Origin of the sequence: Kitasatospora sp. NPDC087861 (assembly GCF_044742585.1) — a bacterium.
In the GTDB taxonomy this organism is placed as follows: Bacteria; Actinomycetota; Actinomycetes; order Streptomycetales; family Streptomycetaceae; genus Kitasatospora.
This window is the reverse complement of record NZ_JBIUUS010000084.1, coordinates 1-7054: the sequence shown is the minus strand read 5'-3', so window position 1 is coordinate 7054 and position 7054 is coordinate 1. Positions and strand designations below refer to the sequence as shown.

5 protein-coding genes and 1 pseudogene are annotated in these 7054 nt (G+C 70.6%); 3 read left to right on the top strand and 3 right to left on the bottom strand.

The genetic code is table 11. The features are described from left to right. Positions 1–102 precede the first annotated feature (102 nt). Together ACIOJE_RS40930 and ACIOJE_RS40925 are read right to left on the bottom strand one after the other, a co-directional pair. Positions 103–555, bottom strand: coding sequence for a GNAT family N-acetyltransferase (locus ACIOJE_RS40930; protein ID WP_400783752.1), 453 nt, complete (start codon positions 553–555; stop codon positions 103–105). A 90-nt stretch (positions 556–645) separates the two neighbouring features. Next, positions 646–1437 (bottom strand): VOC family protein, encoded by a 792-nt coding sequence (locus ACIOJE_RS40925; RefSeq protein ID WP_280684303.1) that lies wholly within the window; start codon positions 1435–1437, stop codon positions 646–648. A 199-nt stretch (positions 1438–1636) separates the two neighbouring features. On the opposite strand from ACIOJE_RS40925, the gene ACIOJE_RS40920 reads away from it, so the two are divergent. From ACIOJE_RS40920 to ACIOJE_RS40910, 3 genes are all read left to right on the top strand, one after another. Beyond that, positions 1637–3871, top strand: coding sequence for an ATP-dependent RecD-like DNA helicase (locus ACIOJE_RS40920; protein ID WP_400783748.1), 2235 nt, complete (start codon positions 1637–1639; stop codon positions 3869–3871). 225 nt (positions 3872–4096) lie between these two features. Continuing rightward, entirely contained in the window at positions 4097–5386 is a 1290-nt protein-coding gene (locus tag ACIOJE_RS40915; protein WP_280684307.1) for a citrate synthase, read from the top strand. A 537-nt stretch (positions 5387–5923) separates the two neighbouring features. Continuing rightward, positions 5924–6643: an SDR family NAD(P)-dependent oxidoreductase gene (locus ACIOJE_RS40910; protein WP_280684309.1), complete on the top strand. Its 720-nt coding sequence runs from the start codon at positions 5924–5926 to the stop codon at positions 6641–6643. 138 nt (positions 6644–6781) lie between these two features. On the opposite strand, the pseudogene ACIOJE_RS40905 reads toward ACIOJE_RS40910, so the two are convergent. Then, positions 6782–7054, bottom strand: a pseudogene (locus ACIOJE_RS40905) (heavy metal translocating P-type ATPase); the annotation flags it as partial.

Genomic DNA, 7054 nt, shown 5'->3' with positions numbered 1-7054 from the left:
AGGGGGGACCCTGTGGGAGAGTAGGACGCCGCCGAACAATCATTCACAGAGAACCCCCATCCGGGAAACCGGATGGGGGTTCTCTGCATTTCCGGGCCGAAATCAGAGCTGGAGTTTGAATCCGAGGTGCGACGGGACGAAGCCGAGCCGCTCGTAGAAGCGGTGGGCGTCGGTGCGGGTCGCGTCGGAGGTGAGCTGGACGAGGTCCGCGCCGAGTTCGCGTGCACGCTCGATCGCCCACTCGATCAGTTCGGTGCCGAGGCCGGTGCCCCGCTCGTCGGCGTGGATGCGGACGCCCTCGATGATGGTCCGGGTGGAGCCCTTCCTGGAGAGGCCGGGGACCACGGTCAGCTGCAGGGTGCCGACGGTTCGGCCGGCGCGTTCGGCGGCGACGAGGTGCTGGTGCGGGTCGCCGTCGATGCGGGCGAAGGCGTCCAGGTAGGGCGCGAGGTCGTCAGAGCTCTCGCGGGTGGCGCCGAGGGGGTCGTCGGCGAGCATGGCCACTATCGCGGGCAGGTCGGCTTCGGTGGCCCGGCGAATCGTCAGATCGTTCATGATCAGAGGATAGGTGGCCGCCTTCCCCGCACCCCTGTCCGTCGGTGCCCGTAGGGCCCCCTCACGGCCCTTCTCGGGGGTGATCCGACGTCACTCCCCGGGCTTGGCACTGGTGATGACGGCGAAGACGGCGCCGTGCGGGTCGTGCAGCTGGGCGAGCCGGCCGACGCCGTGGACGTCCATGGCGGGGATCCGCACCGTCGCCCCCAGGGTGTCGGCGATGGCGAGGCTGGCGTCCACGTTGGGGACCTCGAAGTAGGGGAGCCAGTGCGAGGTGGTGCCGGCGGCGGTGTGCTCGGGGCCGAGCTGCATGATGCCGCCATGGGCGTCGTCGCTGCCGGCGCCGGCCGGGGTGAGGACGGTGTAGAGGACGCCTTCGAGCGGGACGTCCTGCTCCTGCCAGCCGAAGACGGTGCGGTAGAAGGACTTGGCGCGTTCGGCGTCGACGCTGTAGCACTCGGCCCAGCAGAGGCTGCCCTCCTCGTTGACGACGTCCAGGCCGCGGGTGTCGTGCGGCTGCCAGACGGCGAACTCGGCGCCGGTCGGGTCGGCGTAGCCGGCCATCCGGCCCGCGGTGAAGACGTCGAAGGGGGTGAACCGGACGCGTCCGCCGGCCTGTTCGACGAGTTCGGTGGTGCGGTCGGCGTCGAGGGTGGTGAAGTACAGCGTCCAGGCGGGCAGGGCGCCCTCCTCGGCGAGCGGGCCGAGGGCGGCGACCGTCCGGCCGTCGAGCTGGAAGAAGCCGTACCCGCCGGCCTCGGGGCCGGCCGAGTCGAAGGTCCAGCCGAACAGGGCCGTGTAGAAGCTGACGGAGGCCTGGGTGTCGGGGCTGCCCAGGTCGACCCAGGCGGGGGAGCCGGGGCGGAAGGCGGTGTTAAGCATGGGCTCTGCTCCTCGGACGGGGGCCCGTGCGGGCGCGGGCGCGATCGGTGCCCCCCTTGCCCCTCCCAGCCTGGCACCCCGGCCGGGGCGCTGCACGGCAGGGCGTTCGGGGGCGGTCGGCGCGGGTGCGGGGTTGTCGGGGCCGGGCGGTACGGTGCGTAACGGAAAGGTCCACCCGTACCGGTCGAAGGGGGTCCCGGTGGCCAGGCAGGCGCAGTCGGGGCAGGAGGCGCCGCGCCAGCTCGCGCAGGTCGAGGGCGTGCTGGAGCGGATCACGTACGCCAACGAGGAGACCGGCTACACGGTGGCCCGGGTGGACACCGGCCGGGGCGGGAACGACCTGCTGACGGTGGTGGGCGCGCTGCTGGGCGCGCAGGTGGGCGAGTCGCTGCGGCTGCACGGGCGGTGGGGTTCGCACCCGCAGTACGGGCGGCAGTTCACGGTGGAGAACTACACGACGGTGCTGCCGGCGACGGTGCAGGGCATCCAGCGGTACCTGGGTTCGGGGCTGATCAAGGGGATCGGGCCGCGGTTCGCCGAGCGGATCGTGGAGCGCTTCGGGGTGGACACCCTGGAGGTGATCGAGAACGAGCCGGGCCGGCTGATCGAGGTGCCGGGGCTGGGGCCGAAGCGGACGAAGAAGATCGCGGCGGCCTGGGAGGAGCAGAAGGCCATCAAGGAGGTGATGGTCTTCCTGCAGGGGGTCGGGGTGTCGACCTCGCTCGCGGTGCGGATCTACAAGCAGTACGGGGACAGCTCGATCGGGGTGGTCAGGAACGAGCCGTACCGGCTGGCGTCGGACGTGTGGGGCATCGGTTTCCTGACGGCGGACCGGATCGCCCAGGCGGTGGGGATCCCGCACGACAGCCCGGAGCGGGTGAAGGCGGGGCTGCAGTACGCGCTGTCGCAGAGCAGCGATCAGGGGCACTGCTACCTGCCCGAGGAGCGGCTGATCGCGGACGGGGTGAAGCTGCTGCAGGTGGACGTGGGGCTGGTGATCGACTGCCTGGCGGAGCTGGTGGCGGCGGAGGGGGTGGTGCGGGAGTCGGTGCCGGGGGAGGCGGGCGAGCCGATCACCGCGGTGTACCTGGTGCCGTTCCACCGGGCGGAGATCTCGCTGGCCAACCAGTTGCTGCGGCTGCTGCGTTCGGATTCCGACCGGATGCCGTGGTTCGGTTCGGTGGACTGGCCGGTGGCGCTGGAGTGGCTGGCGAAGCGGACCGGGGCGGAGCTGGCGCCGGAGCAGGAGCAGTCGGTGCGGCTGGCGCTGACCGAGCGGGTCGCGGTGCTGACGGGCGGTCCGGGGTGCGGCAAGTCCTTCACGGTGAAGTCGATCGTGACGCTGGCGCTGGCGAAGCGGGCGAAGGTGGTGCTGGCGGCGCCGACCGGGCGGGCGGCGAAGCGGTTGTCGGAGCTGACCGGGGTGGAGGCCTCGACGGTGCACCGGCTGCTGGAGCTGAAGCCGGGCGGGGACGCGGCGTACGACCGGGACCGGCCGCTGGACGCCGATCTGGTGGTGGTGGACGAGGCGTCGATGCTGGATCTGATCCTGGCGAACAAGCTGGTCAAGGCGGTACCGCCGGGGGCGCACCTGCTGTTCGTGGGGGACGTGGACCAGCTGCCCTCGGTGGGGGCCGGCGAGGTGCTGCGGGACCTGCTGGCGGAGGGCGGCCCGATCCCGTCGGTGCGGCTGACCAGGATCTTCCGGCAGGCGCAGCAGTCCGGCGTGGTGACCAACGCGCACCGGATCAACGAGGGGAAGCCGCCGCTGACGGACGGTCTGGCGGACTTCTTCCTGTTCGTGGAGGACGACGCGGAGCGGGCGGCCGGTCTGACGGTGGACGTGGTGGCGCGGCGGATCCCGCAGAAGTTCGGTTTCGACCCGCGCCGGGACGTGCAGGTGCTGGCGCCGATGCACCGGGGCCCGGCCGGGGCGGGCAACCTGAACACGCTGCTGCAGGCCGCGGTGACGCCGGCCCGGGAGGGGGTGGCGGAGCGGCGGTTCGGCGGGCGGACGTTCCGGGTGGGGGACAAGGTCACGCAGGTGCGCAACAACTACGACAAGGGGCGGAACGGTGTCTTCAACGGCACAGTGGGAGTGGTGACCGCCCTCAGCGTGGACGACCAGCGGTTGACGGTGCTCACCGACGAGGACGAGGAGGTGGCGTACGACTTCGACGAACTGGACGAGCTGGCCCACGCGTACGCGGTGACGATCCACCGCTCGCAGGGCAGCGAGTACCCGGTGGTGGTGATTCCGGTCACCATGTCCGCTTGGACGATGCTCCAGCGAAATCTGCTCTACACCGCTGTGACCAGGGCCAGGAAACTGGTGGTACTGGTGGGGTCACGGAAGGCGATCGCGCAGGCCGTACGGACCGTCAGTGCAGGTCGGCGGCATGCGGCCCTCGATCATCGGCTGGGAACTGGATGATTATCCAACAGGATGGTTGCCTCTAATGTTCTCTTGACGTGAAGAGATTTACGGCAGAGCCTAGGGTGGTGCCGATCTTGTCCGGTTCGTACCGGCTGCGGCGGCAGGTTTTGTAGGGGCGGGCCCTTTCGGGCCACCCCGGGTGCGCGGCTGTCCTCCAGATGGGGGATGGTAGAGACAGTCAGGGCACCTTGGAAGAGGATTCATTTCGTCGGTGAGGAAGACGTGAGCGACAACTCGGTAGTACTGCGGTACCAGGACGGCGAGTACGAGTACCCCGTCGTCGAGAGCACTGCGGGCAACGCCGGCTTCGACATCTCGAAGCTGCTGCCGCAGACCGGCCTGGTCACCCTGGACAACGGCTTCGGTAACACCGCCGCGTACAAGTCCGCGATCACCTTCGTGGACGGCGACAACGGCATCCTGCGGTACCGCGGCTACCCGATTGAGCAGCTCGCAGCACAGGGCGGCTTCATCGAGACCGCGTACCTCCTGATCAACGGTGAGCTGCCCAACGCGGACCAGCTGGCGGATTTCAACCGCGAGATCACCCAGCACACCCTGCTGCACGAGGACGTCAAGCGCTTCTTCCAGGGTTTCCCGCGGGACGCCCACCCGATGGCCATGCTGTCCTCGGTGGTCGGCGCGCTGTCCACGTTCTACCCGGAGAGCCACAACCCGTTCGACGCGGGCCAGCGTCACCTGTCGACCGTCCGCCTGCTCGCGAAGCTGCCGACGATCGCCGCCTACGCGTACAAGAAGGCGATGGGCCAGCCCTTCGTCTACCCGCGCAACGACCTGAGCTACGTCGAGAACTTCCTGCGGATGACCTTCGCCGTCCCCGCCGAGGACTACGAGCTCAACCCGGTCATCGTCAACGCCCTGGACAAGCTGCTCATCCTGCACGCGGACCACGAGCAGAACTGCTCGACCTCCACCGTGCGCCTGGTCGGCTCCAGCCACGCCAACCTGTTCGCCTCGATCTCGGCCGGCATCTCGGCGCTGTGGGGCCCGCTGCACGGCGGCGCCAACCAGGCCGTGCTGGAGATGCTGGAGAGCATCCAGAAGGACGGCGGCGACGTCGACGCCTTCATCACGAAGGTGAAGAACAAGGAAGCCGGCGTCAAGCTGATGGGCTTCGGTCACCGCGTCTACAAGGCCTTCGACCCGCGCGCCGCGCAGGTCAAGCTGCTCGCGCACGAGGTCCTCGGCCAGCTCGGCAAGAACGACGAGCTGCTGGACATCGCGCTCAAGCTGGAGGAGCACGCCCTCAAGGACGACTTCTTCATCTCGCGCAAGCTCTACCCGAACGTGGACTTCTACACCGGCCTGATCTACCGCGCCATGGGCTTCCCGACCAGCATGTTCACCGTGCTGTTTGCCCTCGGCCGGCTGCCGGGCTGGATCGCCCACTGGCACGAGATGATCAACGACCCGACCAGTCGGATCGGCCGCCCGCGCCAGATCTACACCGGCGTCGAGATCCGCGACTTCGTCGCCCTCGGCGACCGCTGACGCCGTACCAGGAAGGGCCCGGCCGCGCTGTGCGGCCGGGCCCTTCCGCGTCCCCGCGCGGTGGGCCCGGGTGGGCGCCCCGCACGCGGACGGAACCGTACGGCGCACGACTCCGGGGGCGGCCGCAGCCGGGGACGGCCGCTCAAAGCGTCCCTGACCCGCCGCAACCCCGGCGTCGTGCGCGAAGGTCGCCAGGGTCGACGACCGTCCCGGGGCCCGCCGGAGCCCCGTCGGCGGCAACCGATGCCAGTGCGGGGACGCGTTTGCCGTTCGCCGCGTCCCAGCCCATCGGAAAAACTGCCGCACTACCAACCTAAGACGTATCAGGGTGCGAGAAGTTACGCCCGGGGGGTGTGAGCTGCCTCTCGCCACGCTCCGTGTGCGCGTCGTGCCCTGCCCATACCACACGATCCCGCACGCGCGACGTCACCCTCCCCGCAGTCACGGCAACCGAGCGTGATAGGAATCGTGGCATTCCGGTACGGACCGTCCCGCACCCTCGCAGCGTGGCGGCGGAACTGGGGAGGGAGTGCGCAGATGGCCAGGAACGTCGTTGTCACCGGCGGTGGCACGGGAATCGGGTACGAAGTCGCGCGGCGGTTCGCCGAGGCGGGCGAACGGGTCGTGATCGTGGGCCGCCGTCGCGCGGTGCTGGAGAAGGCCGCGGCCGATCTCGGGCCGAACGTCACCCCGCTGGTGTGCGACCTCGCCGACCCCGACGCCGTCGAGGCCGCGCTCGCCGAACTGCCCGAGCGGATCGACGTCCTGGTCAACAACGCTGGCAGCCGGGAGACCGTGATCGGCGCCGGGCCGCACGCCCTGCTGGCCCGCTGGCGCGGCGACTTCGAGCGCAACGTGCTGACCGTGGTGCTGCTCACCGAGTCGATCCGGGACCGGCTCACCCCGGGCGCCGGCCGGGTGGTCACCATCAGCTCGATCGCCGCCCTGCGCGGGGCCGGCTCGTACGGCGCCGCGAAGGCCTCGCTGCACGCCTGGAACCACTTCCTGGCCGCCCAGTTGGGCACCTCGGGGATCACCGCCAACATCGTCGCGCCGGGGACGGTGGCCGGCACCGAGTTCTTCGGCCCGCGCCTGGACGAGGCGGAGGTCTCCCGCCGGGCGGCGCGCACCCTGCTCGGCCGGATCGGGGAGACCGGCGAGGTCGCGGCGGCGGTGTACTTCCTGGCCTCGCCCGAGGCCGGGTTCATCACCGGCGAGATCCTGCACTGCAACGGCGGCGAGCTGCTCGGGCGTTGAGCGGCGGACTGCTCGCTCGGGCCTTGGGCGGCGGGCCTTGGGTGGCGGGCTGCGGTGGCTGCTCGGGGGTGAACCACCGGGAAGGGCCCGGGCCAGGGTTCGTCCGGTCCGGGCCCCTCGCGGTGGCGGGCGGGTGCCTCAGGCGGGCTGGAAGCGGCGCAGCCGCAGGCTGTTGGTGACCACGAAGACCGAGGAGAAGGCCATCGCGGCCCCCGCGATCATCGGGTTGAGCATCCCGGCGGCGGCCAGCGGGATCGCCGCCACGTTGTAGCCGAAGGCCCAGAACAGGTTGCCCTTGATGGTGCCGAGGGTGCGGCGGGAGAGCCGGATCGCGTCGGCCGCCGCCAGCAGGTCGCCGCGGACCAGGGTGAGGTCGCCCGCCTCGATCGCGGCGTCGGTGCCGGTGCCCAT

Excerpts from the sequence above, each read along its gene's own strand:
- ACIOJE_RS40930 (WP_400783752.1), bottom strand. The coding sequence starts at position 555 with ATGAACGATCTGACGATTCGCCGGGCCACCGAAGCCGACCTGCCCGCG.
- ACIOJE_RS40910 (WP_280684309.1), top strand. The coding sequence starts at position 5,924 with ATGGCCAGGAACGTCGTTGTCACCGGCGGTGGCACGGGAATCGGGTAC.
- ACIOJE_RS40925 (WP_280684303.1), bottom strand. The coding sequence starts at position 1,437 with ATGCTTAACACCGCCTTCCGCCCCGGCTCCCCCGCCTGGGTCGACCTG.